Annotated in this window: 16 protein-coding genes; 6 read left to right on the top strand and 10 right to left on the bottom strand. The window is 70.6% G+C overall.

Annotation, left to right across the window (positions count from 1 at the left end; all coding sequences use genetic code 11):
* Window positions 1-7: 7 nt before the first annotated feature.
* The 4 genes from ACGFMK_RS10495 to ACGFMK_RS10480 all read right to left on the bottom strand — a co-directional run bounded on the left by ACGFMK_RS10495 (window position 8) and on the right by ACGFMK_RS10480 (window position 3,867).
* A complete protein-coding gene (locus ACGFMK_RS10495; RefSeq protein ID WP_392760332.1) occupies window positions 8-1,075 on the bottom strand; it encodes a DNA polymerase III subunit beta in 1,068 nt (355 codons plus the stop codon).
* A 36-nt stretch (window positions 1,076-1,111) separates the two neighbouring features.
* Complete coding sequence (locus ACGFMK_RS10490; protein WP_392760330.1) at window positions 1,112-2,371, bottom strand: MFS transporter; 1,260 nt, start codon at window positions 2,369-2,371, stop codon at window positions 1,112-1,114.
* A 422-nt stretch (window positions 2,372-2,793) separates the two neighbouring features.
* On the bottom strand, window positions 2,794-3,468 hold the full coding sequence (locus ACGFMK_RS10485) for a Crp/Fnr family transcriptional regulator (RefSeq protein ID WP_003081747.1): 675 nt from the start codon (window positions 3,466-3,468) through the stop codon (window positions 2,794-2,796).
* A gap of 147 nt (window positions 3,469-3,615) precedes the next feature.
* Window positions 3,616-3,867: a hypothetical protein gene (locus tag ACGFMK_RS10480; RefSeq protein WP_013230551.1), complete on the bottom strand. Its 252-nt coding sequence runs from the start codon at window positions 3,865-3,867 to the stop codon at window positions 3,616-3,618.
* 238 nt (window positions 3,868-4,105) lie between these two features.
* Here ACGFMK_RS10480 and nth point away from each other — a divergent pair, with 238 nt between their 5' ends.
* From nth to ACGFMK_RS10460, 4 genes are read left to right on the top strand one after another with little or no spacing between them, the layout of a single operon-like run.
* Window positions 4,106-4,789, top strand: coding sequence for an endonuclease III (gene nth, locus ACGFMK_RS10475; RefSeq protein ID WP_392760326.1), 684 nt, complete (start codon window positions 4,106-4,108; stop codon window positions 4,787-4,789).
* Window positions 4,786-5,397 (top strand): TlpA family protein disulfide reductase, encoded by a 612-nt coding sequence (locus tag ACGFMK_RS10470; protein ID WP_392760325.1) that lies wholly within the window; start codon window positions 4,786-4,788, stop codon window positions 5,395-5,397. The genes nth and ACGFMK_RS10470 overlap by 4 nt, the downstream gene beginning before the upstream one ends.
* Complete coding sequence (locus tag ACGFMK_RS10465; protein ID WP_392760323.1) at window positions 5,394-6,092, top strand: NUDIX hydrolase; 699 nt, start codon at window positions 5,394-5,396, stop codon at window positions 6,090-6,092. Before ACGFMK_RS10470 ends, ACGFMK_RS10465 begins: the two co-directional genes overlap by 4 nt.
* Before the next feature lie 2 nt (window positions 6,093-6,094).
* Window positions 6,095-7,279: a MarP family serine protease gene (locus tag ACGFMK_RS10460; protein WP_392760321.1), complete on the top strand. Its 1,185-nt coding sequence runs from the start codon at window positions 6,095-6,097 to the stop codon at window positions 7,277-7,279.
* 66 nt (window positions 7,280-7,345) lie between these two features.
* On the opposite strand, the gene ACGFMK_RS10455 is transcribed toward ACGFMK_RS10460, so the two are convergent.
* The 3 genes from ACGFMK_RS10455 to nhaA are packed head-to-tail and all read right to left on the bottom strand — an operon-like array spanning window position 7,346 to window position 10,019.
* Complete coding sequence (locus tag ACGFMK_RS10455; RefSeq protein ID WP_392760319.1) at window positions 7,346-8,275, bottom strand: alpha/beta fold hydrolase; 930 nt, start codon at window positions 8,273-8,275, stop codon at window positions 7,346-7,348.
* A gap of 5 nt (window positions 8,276-8,280) precedes the next feature.
* Window positions 8,281-8,781: a phage holin family protein gene (locus ACGFMK_RS10450; protein WP_392760315.1), complete on the bottom strand. Its 501-nt coding sequence runs from the start codon at window positions 8,779-8,781 to the stop codon at window positions 8,281-8,283.
* A gap of 59 nt (window positions 8,782-8,840) precedes the next feature.
* Complete coding sequence (gene nhaA, locus ACGFMK_RS10445) at window positions 8,841-10,019, bottom strand: Na+/H+ antiporter NhaA (protein WP_392760313.1); 1,179 nt, start codon at window positions 10,017-10,019, stop codon at window positions 8,841-8,843.
* Window positions 10,020-10,203: 184 nt separating this feature from the next.
* On the opposite strand from nhaA, the gene ACGFMK_RS10440 reads away from it, so the two are divergent.
* Window positions 10,204-11,670: a peptide MFS transporter gene (locus ACGFMK_RS10440; protein ID WP_392760312.1), complete on the top strand. Its 1,467-nt coding sequence runs from the start codon at window positions 10,204-10,206 to the stop codon at window positions 11,668-11,670.
* Here ACGFMK_RS10440 and ACGFMK_RS10435 read toward each other — a convergent pair.
* Complete coding sequence (locus ACGFMK_RS10435; RefSeq protein WP_392760310.1) at window positions 11,667-12,374, bottom strand: VIT family protein; 708 nt, start codon at window positions 12,372-12,374, stop codon at window positions 11,667-11,669. The two genes, ACGFMK_RS10440 and ACGFMK_RS10435, sit on opposite strands and share 4 nt — an antisense overlap.
* Before the next feature lie 72 nt (window positions 12,375-12,446).
* Between ACGFMK_RS10435 and ACGFMK_RS10430 the strand changes: the two genes are divergently transcribed.
* Window positions 12,447-12,800 (top strand): cupin domain-containing protein, encoded by a 354-nt coding sequence (locus ACGFMK_RS10430; RefSeq protein WP_392760308.1) that lies wholly within the window; start codon window positions 12,447-12,449, stop codon window positions 12,798-12,800.
* A 654-nt stretch (window positions 12,801-13,454) separates the two neighbouring features.
* Here ACGFMK_RS10430 and ACGFMK_RS10425 read toward each other — a convergent pair.
* Both ACGFMK_RS10425 and acs read right to left on the bottom strand, forming a co-directional pair.
* A complete protein-coding gene (locus ACGFMK_RS10425; protein WP_392760307.1) occupies window positions 13,455-13,958 on the bottom strand; it encodes a DUF6319 family protein in 504 nt (167 codons plus the stop codon).
* Between the two features lie 143 nt (window positions 13,959-14,101).
* Window positions 14,102-16,084 (bottom strand): acetate--CoA ligase, encoded by a 1,983-nt coding sequence (gene acs, locus ACGFMK_RS10420; RefSeq protein ID WP_392760306.1) that lies wholly within the window; start codon window positions 16,082-16,084, stop codon window positions 14,102-14,104.
* Between the last annotated feature and the right edge of the window lie 85 nt (window positions 16,085-16,169).

Here is a 16,169-nt window from a genome sequence, read left to right as displayed (position 1 = left end):
GCGTGACTCAGCGGGCCAGCATCGGCATCAGATAGTACGTCAGCGCCACCTCCCCGGCCGCGACGTCGGCCGCCCGCAGGACGCACGCGCGCATCCCCGGCTGGATGGACAGCACCACTCGCTCGCCGAGGAACGCGCCCAGCGCGTCCAGCAGGTACCTCGCCTGGAAGGACGGGGACGTCCGGCCGCCGCTGACGTCCGCCTTCAGGGTTTCCTCGGCTTCGCCCGTGTCCTGGCGGGCGCTCGCCAGGCGGACCTGGGTGTCGCCGACCTCCAGGGTCAGCACCCGGCGGTCCTCCGCGTACACCCCGACGCGGCGGACGGCCGCCGCGAGGGCGTCCGCGTCCAGCGTGACGGTGGTGTCGACCGCTCCCGACGGGATGGCCTCCTCCGACAGGAAGCCCGCGTCGAGGACGGCGGTGCCGACCAGGCCGCCCGCCCAGCTCAGGCCGAACCGGCCGGGGCCGGTGTGGAGCCCGACGACGCCGCGAGCCTGCCTCGCCGCCTCGGTCAGCAGGGCCGCGGGCACCAGGACGTCCAGCGAACCCGGCGACCGCAGTGGCAGCCGGGCGACCGCCATCCGGTAGCGGTCCGACGCCGTCAGTGTCAGCTCACCATCGCCCGCCTGGACGCGGACGCCGGTGAACAGCGGCAGCGGGTCGTCCTTGGCCGCCGTCCCGGCGACGATCCGCAGGGCCGAGGCGAATGCTGGACCGTCCACTTCGGACACTCGGGGTAGCTCCGAAGCCGGCGATTCGGCAACGGAGAGCAACGGCAGGGCGAACCGGGCCTGGTCGAGGCGCAGCGCCAGCCTGCTGCCCTCGACGACCACGCGTACCGGCTCCGCGCCCAGCATCTTCAGCGTCTCGGCGAGCGGAGCCGCCGGCACGGCCACCTCGCCGTCGGTGTGGGTGGTCGCCGGGCAGTCGAACCGGACCGTGAGATCCGGGTCGCGGCCGGCGACCGTCAGCCCCGCCGCGTCCGCCCGCAGCCGCAGCGCGGTGCGCGCGGGCAGCAGGCGCGACGCGGCGGAGACGGCCGCCGAGAGGCGGTGGGCAGGCGCGGTGACGTCCATGCCCGAAAGCTAGCGCCGACCACCGACAAAAACGGCTCAGACGCTGGTCAGCGCCACCTGGGAGGCCGCGGGCCGGGTGACCGGCCGCATCGTGCCGCGCAGCAGCCAGACGACGCCGGCGAGCACCACTCCGGCGACACTCGCCACCAGGAACGCCGTGCTCGGGCCCGCGTGCTCGACGACGTACCCGCTGACCGACTGGCCCATCGCCAGCCCCAGCGTCACCGCCGTCAGCACCCAGCCGAACGCCTCCGCGGCCGTGCCCTCGGGCGCGACCACCTCGATCGCCGCCGAGTGGGCCGTGGACTGCGGGGTGATCAGCGCGCCCGCGACGAGCATCGCCAGCGCCAGGCCCCACAACGACGACGGCCACGCGAGCAGCGCCACCAGCGCGCCGAACCCGCCCAGCAGCACCGGCAGCCGCAGGCCGAGCCGGCGGGGCCACGGCGAAAGGCTGTACAGGACGCCGAACGCGACCGAGCTCAGCGACCACGCCGACAGCAGCAGTCCACCCACCGAGGCGTGCCCGGCTTCGGTGGCCGACGCCGGCACGGCGACCTCGACGAACCCGATCACGATGCCGAAGCCGAGCGCGGCCACGGCGACCGTCCGCATGCCGGGGCTCGACAGCGCACCCAGCAGCGAGCTGCGCGAACTGACCGCCGGGCCCCAGGCCCGCACGGCCGGGCTCAGCGCGAACAGCACCGCGCCGGTGAACTGGAGGGCGACCCCCAGCACCAGGCCGGTACCCGCCCACGGCGCCATGACCAGCAGCCCGGCCACACCGGGGCCGAGGATGAAGAAGACCTCCATGCTGATCGCCTCGTACGAGAACGCCGCGTTGCGCGCGCCGCCCGGCGGCAGCAGGCGGGTCCACAGGGCCCGCGACGCCGACCCGACCATCGGCTCCGACAGCCCGGTGGCCGCACCCAGCGCGACCAGCACGGCGGTCGGCGCGTGCGACTCGATCGCGGTGACGAGCGTGGCCATCAGCAGCGCCAGCAGGGTGGCGACGACGAGCAGCGGACGCGTCGGCCCGAACCGGTCGATCAGCCTGCCCTGGATCACCGCGCCCACCGAGACACCGGCGAGCGAGCCGGCCGAGACGAGCCCGGCTGCCGCGAAGGAACCGGTCTCACGCTGGACGTAGAGCAGGGCCGAGATGCCGATCATGGCGATCGGCAGGCGGGCGAGCACGGACGCGACGGCGGGCCGCCGGGCCGCGCGGGTCGTCAGCGCGGTGCGGTAGTCGGCGAGGGACGTACGGCTTTCGTGGTTCGAGGCAGACTGGGACACGCGTGCCAGTATGCCGCAGAGTGGTACGTGAGTACCAGTTATTTGACGGTCAGGTGCGTCACCGGCATCCTGAACGGATCTTGGTGCCGAAGTGGGACGGTCTCGATCCGGTAACACTCACGACATTCTCCGTGGACTCCTGCAACGAAACGGCGCAGATGGCGTCCTTGAGAGTGAATGGCCTTGAATTCGTGGGTATGGGCCGTGATGGTTGGACAACAGCACAGAAACCCAACTCCCTCCGGCATACGGGTCGGGGCCTGGTTCGGAGGGTGGGGAGCGCGGATCGTCGGGGGATGGTCCGCGCGACGAACGAAGAGCCGGTGCGCCACGTCGGGGGTGGCGCCCGGCTCTTTGTTTTTCTACGAGAAAGGCCTCCTGACCCGCAGGTCAGGAGGCCTTTCTCGTAGAGGAAAAGGGGATCAGCGAGCGCGGCGCGCCAGGCGCTCCGGGTCCAGGATCAGGACGCTCTTGCCTTCCAGCCGCAGCCAGCCGCGGTGCGCGAAGTCGGCCAGCGCCTTGTTCACGGTCTCGCGGGAGGCGCCGACGTACTGGGCGATCTCTTCCTGCGTCAGGTCGTGCGTGACCCGCAGCAGGCCCGCCTCCTGGCTGCCGAACCGCTGCGCGAGCTGCAGCAGCGCCCGCGCCACGCGGCCCGGGACGTCGGTGAAGATCAGCTCGGCGACCATGTTGTTCGTCCGGCGCAGGCGGCGCGCGACCACGCGCAGCAGCTGCTCGGCGATCTCCGGCCGGGTCGAGATCCACTGCCGCAGGGCGGGCCGGTCCATCGTGACGGCGCGGACCTCGGTGACCGTGGTCGCGCTCGACGTCCGGGGGCCGGGGTCGAAGATCGACAGCTCGCCGAACATGTCGGACGGGCCGAAGATGCCCAGCAGGTTCTCGCGGCCGTCCGGGGACTTGCGGCCGATCTTCACCTTGCCGGACTGGATGATGTAGAGCTTGTCGCCGGGTTCACCCTCGTTGAAGATGACATGGCCGCGGGGGAACTCCACGGATTCCAAGGTCTGGGCCAGCGCCTCCGCCGCTGCCGGCTCCACACCCTGGAAAATGCCCGCACGGGCCAGGGTTTCGTCCACCTCGGGTGCCTCCTCGTCGAGAAACGATCACGCTCGGCGTCGGTCGCAGAGCGTGACGCCAGTCACTTGCGCGTCAGTCTAGGGCGTACTCGCGAGATCGCCTGTCGGGCACGCGGCCCGGCAAACGATCTCGTCCGAACGTGGAGCCTAACTCCGCACGCGACGCGCGCGTAGCCTGGCTGCCCGTCCGCCCAGCCTACGCAGCCGGAACAGCTCCAGCGCACGCCCGATGCCGTGCCCGTAGAGCGCCCGCACCTCGTTGGGCTGCGCCTGCTCGAGGAACTCCTCGACCTCGTTCTCCTGCACCGCGACGTGCTTCAACCGGCTCTCCACCCGCTCCATGAACAGGGCGAAGAACATGATCACCAGGGGGACCAGGATGACGAACCAGACGGTCATGACCGGCCCCCCGCACGCAGCCCGAAACACTCAGTGAAAAGCATCTACTCCAGATCCTCGCTCATGGCGGCCGGAAACTGCGCCGAGGTGGTGCTCTGGCGTGTCGGTCGTCCACCGGTGCTGTGCCCGGCTCGTCCGACGGCGCCCGTAGGCTATCGGGGTGCCACCTGCCACCACGAACGCCCCCCGTGAGGGCGCTGGTGAAAGCCGGTTAGCTCTGGTGAGACGCGCCAGGCGGATGAAGCGTTGCCTCGACGACGTGTATCCCGACGCCCACTGCGAGCTCGACTTCACCACACCACTGGAACTGCTGGTCGCGGTCGTCCTGTCCGCGCAGACCACCGACGTCCGGGTGAACCTCGTCACGCCCGCGCTGTTCAAGCGCTACCGGACCGCCGCCGACTACGCCGGTGCCGACCGCCCCGAGCTGGAGGAATACCTCCGGTCGACGGGCTTCTACCGGGCCAAGGCCAACTCCGTCATGGGGCTCGGCGCGGCCCTGGTCGAGCGCTTCGGCGGCGAGGTGCCCGGCAAGCTCGAGGACCTCGTCACGCTGCCCGGTGTCGGCCGCAAGACGGCCAACGTCGTGCTCGGGAACGCCTTCGACGTGCCGGGGATCACCGTCGACACCCACTTCGGCCGGCTGGTCCGGCGCTGGGGCTGGACGGCGGAGGAGGACCCGGTCAAGGTCGAGCACGCGGTCGGCGAGCTGATCCCCCGCAAGGAGTGGACGATGCTCTCGCACGGGGTGATCTTCCACGGCCGCCGCGTCTGCCACGCCAAGAAGCCCGCCTGCGGCGCCTGCCCGCTGGCCAAGGACTGCCCGTCGTACGGCACCGGCCCGACCGGGTTCGAGGAAGCCGCGAAGCTGGTCAAAGGCGTCGAAAAGGACCACATCCTGGCGCTGGCGGCGCCCCGGTGACAACCGTCACCAAGTGGGCGCTGGCCGCCGCGGTGCTGGTGGTGGCGCTGATCGTCGCGCTGCTGCCGCGCGGGGGCCCGGACACCGCGGCGAAGCCGTCGGAGGACCTCGCGCCCGCGCGGTCCGCGGCGGCGCTGCAGCCGTGCCCGCCGTCGAGCCCGGCGGCGCCGGTGAAGCAGCTCGAAGGCGTCCGCGCGGACTGCCTCGGTGACGGCGGGAGCGTCGACGTCGGCAAGGCACTGGCCGGCGCTCCGGTGCTGCTCAACGTGTGGGCGTCGTGGTGCGAGCCGTGCAAGACGGAGCTGCCCGTGCTGCAGGAGTACACGAAGCAGCCGGGTGCCGTGCGGGTCCTCGGCGTCCAGGTGCAGAGCCCGGCGGAGGACGGCTTGAACCTGCTGGCGAAGCTGGGCGTGCACCTACCGTCGGTGTTCGACGGTGGCGGCCAGGCCGGCCCGGTCCGGACGGCCTTGAAGGTGCCCTCGTCGCTGCCGGCGTCCTACCTGGTCACCGCCGCGGGCGAGGTGCGGTTCATCGCGAACCCGCGCGTCTTCGGGAACACTGACCAGGTGCGCGCGGCAGTGGCGGGGGCAGGGGAGGGAAAACCGTGATCGGACCGCTGGTCGAGCCGGAGTCGGTCCCGGAATGGCTCCGGCCGCTGGTCAAGGTCAGCGCCGAGGTCGACTCGAAGACGTTCACCCGGTTCAGCCCGCCCGACGGCGCCTACACCCGCTCGGCCGCGGTGCTCATCCTCTTCGGCGAGGACGCCACCACCGGCGAACCGGACGTCCTCCTGCAGCGACGCGCCGACACGCTGGGCTCGCACGCCGGCCAGGTCGCCTTCCCGGGCGGCGGCGCCGAGGACGGTGACGGCGGCCCGGTCGGCACGGCGCTGCGCGAGGCCGAGGAAGAGACCGGGGTCGTCCCGTCGGGCATCCGGCCGGTCGCGGTGCTGCCGGAGCTGTTCGTCCCGGTGTCCGCGTTCGCCGTGACGCCGGTGCTGGCCTACTGGGCCGAGCCGTCGCCGGTGCACGCCGTCGACCCGGGCGAGACGGCGTCCGTGGCCCGTGTCCCGGTGGCCGACCTCGTCGACCCGGCCAACCGCTTCACGGTCAAGAAGGCCGGCGCGCCGTGGAAGGGCCCGGCCTTCGAGGTTTCGGGCCTGTTCGTGTGGGGGTTCACCGCCGGATTGCTGTCCGTGCTGCTCGGCCTGGGAGGCTGGGAGCGCGAATGGGACCAGGACGACGTCCGGGACCTCGACGAGGCGCTGGCCGCGTACCAGGCGCGAGTGGCGAGCGAGGAGTGACTTTGAACTGGGTCGATGTGCTGGTGCTGCTGCTGGCCGTGCTGGCGGCGGTGTCCGGCGCATACCAGGGCGTGATCATCGCGCTGCCGTCGCTGGTCGGCGTCGTGCTCGGCGCGATCGTGGGCATCAAGCTGGCGCCCGTGGTGGTCTCGTTCTTCGACGACCCGGTGTGGAAGGTCGCCTTCGCCGTCGCGACCGTGGTGTTCCTGGTCGCCTTCGGTGAGGCGATCGGCGTCTACGTCGGACGGCGGCTGCGGCAGAAGATCAACCCGGACAAGCTCTCCGGTATCGACAAGACGCTCGGCGCGATCGTGCAGGCCGCGGTCGTGTTCGTGGTGGCGTGGCTGCTCGCGACCTCGCTGACCACGGTGTCGGCCATCCCGTGGCTGCCACGGGCGATCAACAACTCGGTGGTGCTCGGCAAGGTCAACGACGCCATGCCGGCGGTCGCGCAGGACCTCCCGAGCCAGCTGCGCAAGCTGCTCGACGCATCCGGCTTCCCGTCGATCACCGACCCGTTCGAGAAGGCCCCGACGGCGGACACGTCGCCGCCGGACCCGGCCCTGCAGAGCAGCGCGACCGTTCAGCAGCTGCACGGCAGCGTCGTCAAGATCCGCGGCACCGCCAGCTCCTGCTCGCGGTCGCTGGAGGGCAGCGGGTTCGTGATCTCGCCGCAGCGGGTGATGACGAACGCGCACGTCGTGGCCGGTACCGACACCGTCGGCATCGAGACCACCCAGGGCGACTACCCGGCCCGGGTCGTCTACTTCGACCCCGAGGTCGACATCGCCGTGCTGGCCGTGCCGCGGCTGCGGGCCCCGGCACTGCAGTTCGCGCCGGAAACCGCCCGGGCGGGGGACAGCGCGATCGTGCTCGGCTACCCGCTCGACGGCCCGTACCGCGCGACCCCGGCCCGCGTGCGCGGCCGGATCAACCTGCGCGGACCGGACATCTACGAGGCCAACACCGTGCAGCGGGACGTCTTCACGGTCCGCGCGGAGATCCGCAGCGGCAACTCCGGCGGCCCGATGGTGACCCCGGACGGCCGGGTCATCGGCGTCGTGTTCGGCGCGGCGGTGGAGGACCCGGAGACCGGCTTCACGCTGACGGCCGAACAGGTCCGCGCGGAGGTGGACGCGGCGCCGTCGCAGACGACGAACGTGTCGACCGGCTCCTGCGCCGCCTGACGCCCGTCCCGCAGCGCGAGACCGTGGATGCGGACGTTCCGTCGCTGGAGCGGGCGAAGAACGCCGTCACGCTCGGCTGAGGAAGTCCGCCAAGGCCGCCGACGTGCGGTCCGGCACTTCGAGGTGGGGGAAGTGCCCGACGCCCGGCCAGAACTCCGGCTCGGCGTGCGGGCCCGCCCAGCGCACGGACGACGTCGCCGTCTCCGGGAGGATGCAGGTGTCGTCGGCGCCGTGCAGCTGCAGTGTCGGCGCCGCGATCCGGCGGCCGACGGCGTCGGTGAACCGGCGCCCCTCGCCGCGGAACTGGGCGCGGAACGCCCAGCGGTAGTACTCCAGGGCGCTGTGCGCGACCCCCGGCACGAGCATCGCCTGCCGGAACGACGCCGTGCTTTCGGAGAAGTCCGAAGTGGACCGCCAGGGCTCGCCGGCCCACGCGGCGAACAGGTCCTCGACGGCTTGGGCGTCTTCGCGGACCAGCCACTTCTCCGGCGCCATCGGCATCTGGAAGCGGAAGAGGTGCCCGGCCGCGCGGCCCTGACCACGCCAGAGCGTCCGGGCGATCGACGACCGCAGCGCGAGCGGGTGGGCGCCCCCGATCGCCGTCACCGACGACACGAGCCGGGGGTGCAGCGCGGCGACCGTCCAGGCGAGCATGCCGCCCCACGCGTGCCCGACCAGGTGCGCGCGCCGCGCGCCGAGGGACTTCACGAGCCCGCCGATGTCCCCGGCGAGCGTCCAGGCGTCGTAGCCCCGCGGGGGTTTGTCGGAGTCGCCGTAGCCGCGCAGGTCGACGGCGACCGCGCGGAACCCGGCGTCGGCCAGCGCCTTCAGCTGGTGGTGCCAGGTCCACCAGAACTCGGCGAACCCGTGCAGCAGCACCACGACGGGGCCTTCGCCGAGCTCGGCGACGTGCAGCCGGATGCCGTTCGCGGACACGTCGCGGTGCGCCCACGGTCCGCCGGTCCGGACGATCGACGGGTCGGGGGACGCGTGCAACGAACTCAGTCGCGCGTGGTGGTCAAGTCGGCTTCGGGCGCCTTCTGCGGCTTCAGCGCGGCGGCGGTCTCCTTGACACTGGCGATCGTCCGCTCGGGTGCCTTGAACTTCTTCACCTTGCGGTAGCCGAGGAACCCGGCGCCGAGCGCGACCAGCAGCATCAGGACGAACACGATGCCGAACGCGCCCCAGCGGTGGACGGGCCGGAACCAGTCCGCGAAACCTTCGGCCAGGAAGAAAAAGAAGAAGAACGAGCTGTACAGGATGACGGTCAGCGCGATCAGGAAGTAGACGGCCCCCTTGAGGCCCTTCTTCACCTCGCCGACCAGCTCGGACTTCGCCAGCTCCATCTCGGCCCTGACCAGGGTGGAGATGTGCTGGGTCGCGTCGCCGACGAGACGGCCGAGGGACTGGTCGCCGGGGACGTCGGTGTCGGAGGACAGCGGGAGGTAAGGCACGGCCCCCACGCCGTCGGGGCCGGTGCGTTCGTGTTTGGGGCTGCTCACCGGGTCATCGTGCCATGACGCCCTGGAGCGGGCGCGGCGGACCGGGCGAGTGTCGGCGATCAATCCGCTTCGGCGTGCACCTTGCTCCGCCTCAGCAGCATCACGGCGGCCAGCAGGGACGCGATTCCGGAGGCGATCAGCACGGCCGCCTTCGCCAGTTCGCTCGCGTCGCCGGGCAGCGCCAGCTCCGCGATCAGCAGGCTGACCGTGAACCCGACCCCGCCGAGCACCGACAACGCGCCGATGTCACGCCAGCCCACGTCGCGGGGCTTCTCGGCGACCTTGAGCCGCACGGCCAGCCAGCTCGCGCCGAAGATCCCGACGACCTTGCCGACGAGCAGGCCGGCGAGCACGGCGAGCGGCAATGCCGTCGTGAGCACCTGGCCGAGCGAGTCACCGCTGACCGAGATCCCGGCCGCGAACAGCGCGAAGAGCGGCACGGCCACGGCCGCCGACCACGGCTGCAGCCGGTGCTCGAGCCGCAGGGCCGGCGCCTCGGCCTCACCCTCGTCGGCCCGGACGCGGGTGAGCAGGCCCAGCGCGACGCCGGCGATCGTCGCGTGGATGCCCGCCGAGTGCACCGCGACCCAGGTGACCAGCGCGAGCGGCACGTAGATCCACGGCGTCCGGACCCGCCGGTGCTGCAGGTAGGCGTAGAGCGCGAGCGCCACGACGGCGACACCCACCGCCACCAGGTCGAAGCCGGTCGTGAAGACGACGGCGATGACGATGATCGCGCCGAGGTCGTCGACGACGGCCAGCGACAGCAGGAACACCCGTGCGCTCGAGGGCAGGTTGGACGCCGTCAGCGCGAGCACGCCCAGTGCGAACGCGATGTCCGTCGCGACCGGGATGGCCCAGGCCCGGTCGATCCCCGGGGTCCCCCAGCCGACGCCCAGCGCGACCAGCGCGGGCACGATCATGCCGCCGACCGCGGCGACGACCGGCAGCACGGCCTGCCGGAACCGCGACAGCTCGCCGATGACGAGCTCGCGCTTGAGCTCCAGCCCGGCGACGAAGAAGAACAGCGCGAGCAGGCCGTCTTTCGCCCAGTCGCCGATCGTGAGGTTCAGGTGGAGGAGCTCCGGGCCGAGCCGGAAGTCGCGCAGGGCGTCGTAGCTCTCGCGCAGCGGGGAGTTGGCCCAGAGCAGCGCGACCGCGGTCGCGCCCAGCAGGATCAGCCCGCCGGTGGTCTCGGTGCGCAGGTAGCGAGCGAACTCGCTCAAGGGACGGGACACGGCGGCTCCTGGGGTCGCTGATCACTGTTGCCGACCAGACTTCCCGGCGCACCTTGACGGTATTTTAATACCTTTCGTCACCGAACGTTATGGCCGGGACCACACCTGGTGCCGGTGGTGGGTCACACGTTGTCCTCATAGCATGCGAACCGACAACGAAGTCCAGACAAAGGAAGACTCAGTTGTGAGCACCTCCACCGAGGTCCAGCAGGACACGAGGTTCTTCGGGCACCCACGAGGGCTGGCGAACCTCTTCGGCGTCGAGATGTGGGAGCGGTTCTCCTACTACGGGATGCTCAGCATCCTGCCGTTCTACCTGTACTACGAGATCGACCGCGGCGGGCTCGCCCTGCCGAAGGCCCCGGCGCTCGGCATCGTCGGCGCGTACGGCGGCCTGGTCTACCTCGCGACCGTGGTCGGGTCGTGGGTCGCGGACCGGCTGCTCGGCTCCGAGCGGACGCTGTTCTACAGCGCCGCGCTCATCATGCTCGGGCACATCAGCCTGGCCGTGCTCCCGGGCCTCGTCGGCCTCGGCATCGGTCTCGCCTGCGTCGCGATCGGCAGCGGCGGGCTGAAGGCGAACGCGACCGGCATCGTCGGCACGCTCTACGCGCCCGACGACGAACGCCGCGACGGCGGCTTCACGATCTTCTACATGGGCATCAACGTCGGCGCCTTCGTCGGCCAGATCCTCACCGGCCTCGTCTGGGGCAACGAGAACGACCACCGGTTCCACCTCGCCTTCGGCCTCGCCGCGGTGGGCATGGCGTTCGGCCTGATCCAGTACTCGCTGGGCCGGAAGAACCTGCCGGACAAGGCGGGCGAGGTGCCGAACCCGCTGCCGGCGTCGAACCGGCGGCTGGTCGTCGGCGGCGTGGTCGTCGTCCTCGCCCTGATCGTCGTGCTGCTGCTCAGCGGAATCGTCACCGCGGAGAACCTGGCCGACGTCGTGATCTGGACCGTCGGGATCATCTCGGTCATCTACTTCGCGGTGATCCTCTCCAGCCGCAAGCTCAGCGGCGACGAGCGCAGCCGGGTCTACTCGTTCATCCCGATGTTCATCGCCAGCGCCGCGTTCTTCTCGCTCTACCAGCAGATCTTCACGGTGCTCGCGACCTACGCCGACACCCGGCTGAACCGCCGGATCTTCGGCTGGGAGGTGCCGATCCCGTGGGTCGGCTCGGTCGGCCCGGTCTGGGTCATCCTGTTCTCCCCGCTGTTCGCGCTGCTGTGGACGAAGCTGGGTTCGCGGCAGCCGTCGTCACCGCTGAAGTTCGTCGGCAGCACGATCGTCATGGGCGTCGCGTTCCTGCTGTTCCTGCCGTTCACCGGCACGGGCACGAACGGCACCCCACTGATCGCGATGGTGCTCATCCTGGCCGTGTTCACCCTCGGTGAGCTGGGGCTCTCGCCGGTCGGGCTGTCGCTGGCCACGAAGCTGGCGCCGGAGGCGTTCCGCACCCAGATGGTCGCGCTGAACTTCCTGTCGATCTCGTTCGGCACGGCCATGTCGGGCAAGCTCGCCCAGTACTACTCGCCCGACCACGAGGGCGCGTACTTCGGCATCGTCGGCGGTGTCGCCATCGCCATCGGCATCCTGCTGTTCCTCGCGTCGCCGTTCATCCGCCGGATGATGAAGGGCGTGCACTAACCGACGGTGACGCCGAAGAGCACACCGACGAAGTACGTCACCACCATCGTGAGGGCGCCGACCCCGACGTTGCGCAGGATCGCGCGTCCCACGTTCGCGTCGCCGAGCCTCGCGCTGATCAACCCGGTCAGCGTGAGGCCGACGACGACCGCGGCCGCGCAGGCCCAGACCCGCAGGGAGACGCCGGTCCAGGCGATGGCCAGGAGCGGCAGCAGCGCGCCGACGGAGAACGCGACCAGCGACGCCCACGCCGCCTGCCACGGGCTGGTCAGGTTGCCCGGATCGATGCCCAGTTCGGCCTCGGCGTGCGCCTGCAGCGCGTCGTTTTCGGTCAGCTCGCGGGCAACCTGCTTGGCCAGCTCGGGTGAGAGGCCCTTCTGCCGGTAGATGTCGGCGAGCTCCTGCTCCTCGGCCTCCGGCATGGTCTTCAGTTCCTGCTTCTCCAGCCGGATCAGCGCCTGCTCGGTGTCGCGCTGGGTGCTGACCGAGACGTACTCCCCGCCGGCCATGGAAAACGCCCCGGCGACGAGCCCGGCGATCCCGGCGGTGAGGATCGTGGTGCTGTCCGTGGTCGCCCCGGCGACCCCGACGACGATGCCCGCGACCGACACGATCCCGTCGTTCGCCCCGAGAACCCCGGCGCGCAGCCAGTTGAGCTTGCCGCCCACACCTTCGTGCGGCTCATGGGGGTGCGTTCCGATCACCTGACAAGTGAAACACAACCGGGTTCCTGAGAGAGTCCTCAGTGGACTTCTCGCTCAGCGGAACATTCGGTCATGATGGGCGGCATGGACGAGCAAGTGTGGCAGCCGCTGGTGACGGTGGAGGGCCTCCCGCTCCAGGGCGGCGAGGGCCGGTTCCGGCTGCTGGAGAGCGCGGACTCGGGCCTGGCCTACCTGATCCACTACCCGGCCGGGGTGGGTTCGCCGCTCCACGCGCACGACCACGACTCGATCGTGTACGTCCTGTCCGGTCGCCTGCGCGGCTCCGTCGACGGGGTGGAGGCGGTACTGGAACCGGGCGATTCGGCGGTGCACCCGCGCGGGGTGTCACACCAGGTGGAGGCGCTGACGGACTCGATGTGGGTCGAGTTCAAGTCCCCGTTGCCCGCCCAACCCCCCATCGCCTGAACTGGTCTGGCGTTTCGACCCTTCAATCACGCGTGTCGACCCTCCAGACATGTGTCGACTGTCCAAGCGCGCGCCGTTGGCCAGCGGATCACGTGAGCCGACCATCGCGGTGCGCGAGCCGACCTTCCAGGTGCGCGAGCCGACCGTCCGAGTACGCGAGCCGACCGTCCAGGTACGTGAGCTGACTCTTCGGGTACGCGAGCCGACCGTCGGAGGTGCTGAGTCGACCTCCAGATACGCGAGCCGACCCTCCAGGTACGTGAGCTGACTCTTCGGGTACGCGAGCCGACCGTCGGAGGGTGCTGAGTCGACCTCCAGATACGCGAGCCGACCCTCCAGGCACGCGAGCCAACTGTCCGAGTACTCGAGCCGGCCTTCAGGTGCGTGAGCCCAACCCCGCCGGCCCGGCCTCGCGCCTCGGCTGATACCGGATTCCGAGCGGCCGCGCAAACGTCCATCCACAGTCGCCTGAGTTGTCCACAGATCGCCGAGCGGCCCGTTTTCGCAGGTGGGGGCCAGTAGACTGGACAGGGGACGCCCCCCGGGAAGGGTGGGGGCTGCCTTTTCGGGGCCGAGGCCGCGGGGTGCACAAAAGCGGAAACGCCCGGCCCCGCCAATGCGGAACCGGGCGCTTCCTGGGAAGAAAGCTGAGACTCAGGCGTCCAGCTCGGCGAGGGCCTGCTTGGCCTTCTCGAGCTCGGCTTCCAGCGCGGCGACCTTCGCGGCCTGCGCCTCGCGGGCCTGGTTGATCACCTCGTCGATCGGGCCGGACAGGTCGGAGTGCAGCTCCTTCGCCGCGCGCGACACCGCGGCGGCGGGGATCTCCAGGCCCTTCGCGACCCACTTGGAGCCGTTCTTCAGCTCGGCCTGCCATTCGCCATCGGCGGTGCCGGTGACGGTCAGGATCAGCTCGACCGTGCGGGTCTTCTTCGCCGTCGACGCGGTCGCCGCACCCTTCGGGCGGCCGCGCTTGGGCTTGGGGGCCTCTTCGGCGGCGGGCTCGGCCGGAGCCGGGTCCTCCGAAGCCGAGGGGGCCGGGTCCTCCGAAGAGGTGGACGCGGACTCGGTGACGGTCGTCGCCTCGTCAGTGGCAACGGCGGGCGCCTCAGGGGTCGCCGAAGCCGTTTCCTCGTCGTGCGTCAGGACATCCACGGTCATCGTCGTGTCGTCTCCTTGCCCGGGAAGGGGGTGTGGTTCGCGGCACAGTGTAGAACATGCGTTCGACGCATGCCGCGCGGGGGTGTCATGACAGAGCCCTCCCGGCGCGAAGCCGGAAGGGCTCTGACAACGAGAACGCTAGCTCACTCCTCGGACTTGCCCGTCTTCAGGCCCGACGAGATCAGGTCCATCACCGTCGAGTCGGCCAGCGTGGTGACGTCGCCGACCTGCCGGTTCTCCGCGACGTCGCGGAGGAGACGGCGCATGATCTTGCCCGAGCGCGTCTTCGGCAGCTCCGGCACGACCATGATCTGCCGCGGCTTCGCGATCGGCCCGATCTCCTTCGCGACATGGTTGCGCAGCGCCTGGATGGCCTCCTCGCCGCCGTCCACCGCGTTGCCGCGCAGGATGACGAACGCGACGATGCCCTGCCCGGTCGTCGGGTCCGACGCGCCGACGACCGCCGCCTCGGCGACCGTCGGGTGCGAGACGAGCGCCGACTCGACCTCGGTCGTCGAGATGCGGTGGCCGGACACGTTCATCACGTCGTCGACGCGGCCCAGCAGCCAGATGTCACCGTCGTTGTCGTACTTCGCGCCGTCGCCGGCGAAGTAGAAGCCCTGGTCCTTGAAGCGCGACCAGTACGTCTCCTTGTAGCGCTCTTCGTCGCCCCAGATGCCGCGCAGCATCGACGGCCACGGCTGGTCGAGCACGAGGTAGCCACCGCCGCCGTGCGGCACTTCGGACGCCTGGTCGTCGACGATCTTCGCCGAGATGCCCGGCAGCGCCTTCTGCGCCGAACCCGGCTTGGTGGACGTGACGCCCGGCAGCGGCGAGATCATGATCGCGCCGGTTTCGGTCTGCCACCACGTGTCGACGATCGGCGCCTTGCCCGCGCCGATGTTCTCGCGGTACCAGATCCACGCCTCGGGGTTGATCGGCTCGCCGACCGAGCCCAGCACCCGCAGCGACGAAAGGTCGTACTTCTCCGGGATTTCCGCGCCCCACTTCATGAACGTGCGGATCAGCGTCGGCGCCGTGTAGTAGATGGAGACCTTGTACTTCTGGATGATCTCCCAGTGCCGGCCCTCGTGCGGGGTGTTCGGCGTGCCTTCGTAGACGACCTGGGTGACGCCGTTCGCGAGCGGGCCGTAGACGATGTAGCTGTGGCCGGTGATCCAGCCGATGTCGGCGGTGCACCAGTAGACGTCTTCGCCGGCCTTGTGGTCGAAGACGTTGTGGTGCGTGTACGCCGTCTGCGTCAGGTAGCCGCCGGAGGTGTGCAGGATGCCCTTCGGCTTCCCGGTGGTGCCGGAGGTGTAGAGGATGAACAGCGGGTGCTCGCTGTCGAACGCCTCGGGAGTGTGCTCTTCGGACTGATCGCCGACGAGCTCGTGCCACCAGAGGTCGCGGCCGTCGGTCCACGGGACGTCGCCCTCGAGCTGGTCGCCGGTGCGCTGCACGACGATGACCTTCTCGACGGTTTCGGCGCCTTCGAGCGCTTCGTCGACGTTGGCCTTCATCGGCGCGGCCTTGCCGCGGCGGAACTGGCCGTCGGAGGTGATCACGATCTTCGCGGCGGCGTCGTCGACGCGGGCGCGCAGCGCGGTCGGGGAGAAACCGCCGAAGACGACGCTGTGCAGCGCGCCGATCCGGGCGCACGCGAGCATCGCGAAGATGGCCTCGGGGACCATCTGCAGCTGGATCGCCACGACGTCGCCGGCGGTGACGCCGAGGGACAGGAGGGCGTTGGCGGCCCGGGAGACCTCGGTCTTCAGCTCGGCGTAGGTGATGTCCCGGGTGTCACCCGGCTCGCCGACCCAGTGGATCGCGACCTGCTCGCCGTGACCGGACTCGACGTGCCGGTCGACGCAGTTGTACGCGACGTTCAGCTTGCCGCCGACGAACCACTTCGCGAAGGGCGCATTGGTCCAGTCCAGTACCGTGGTCCACTTCGTGTCCCACGTCAGCCGCTCCGCCTGCTTCGCCCAGAAGGCCTCGCGATCGGCGTCCGCCTCGCTGTAGAGATCGGCCTGCGCGTTGGCCTGAGCAGCGAAATCGTCACTGGGCGGGAAAGTACGGCTCTCGGTGAGCAGGTTGTCCAGGGCTGGGGACTGCTCGGTCATGGTTGCAAGGCCTCCTGTAGTGCGCCGATCACCGGCTAGCGGCACGCTAGCGACGTTAGTCCGCCTTGTAAAAGGTTGCACCCAC

The organism is Amycolatopsis sp. NPDC049252 (assembly GCF_043197175.1).
Lineage (GTDB): Bacteria > Actinomycetota > Actinomycetes > Mycobacteriales > Pseudonocardiaceae > Amycolatopsis.
This window is presented reverse-complemented; position numbering and strand designations above follow the sequence as displayed.